This is a genomic window from Eikenella sp. HMSC061C02, assembly GCF_001809035.1.
GTDB classification, from domain to species: domain Bacteria; phylum Pseudomonadota; class Gammaproteobacteria; order Burkholderiales; family Neisseriaceae; genus Eikenella; species Eikenella corrodens.
This window is the reverse complement of sequence record NZ_KV795557.1, coordinates 1-338: the sequence shown is the minus strand read 5'-3', so window position 1 is coordinate 338 and position 338 is coordinate 1. Positions and strand designations below refer to the sequence as shown.

Genomic DNA, 338 nt, shown 5'->3' with positions numbered 1-338 from the left:
TTAAGAGACATCACCCAATTAATCGCCATGCTGTATTGGGGCACGATGCTGGTATGTGCGCTAGGCTCGATCTTTCTATGCTACAAAGCCCAGCCCAAGTTTTTGAAGAAATACCCATGGCTGTTGCCAGCTCCCGGGCTTGTTGTGGCAGCGCTGTTTTTTCTGTTTCCTAAAGCGCTCGTCTGGCAGGAAGAGCGGGAGAATGCCGAAAAAGTGGCCGAATGGCGCAAACGCTACGATCCCGCCAAAGCCCGTTTCGACCAGCTGTGCCAAAACGCCGGCGAGAAGATCTACCGCACGGCGGACAATGTGGACGGCATCCTGCTGCTGAAAGTGCG

Annotated in this window: 1 protein-coding gene; it reads left to right on the top strand. The window is 54.4% G+C overall.

Going from position 1 to position 338, the window contains the following annotated elements; genetic code table 11:
- Positions 1 to 144: 144 nt before the first annotated feature.
- Positions 145 to 338: hypothetical protein (locus HMPREF2541_RS11970; RefSeq protein WP_210387146.1), on the top strand; the 194-nt coding region annotated here is incomplete at its 3' end.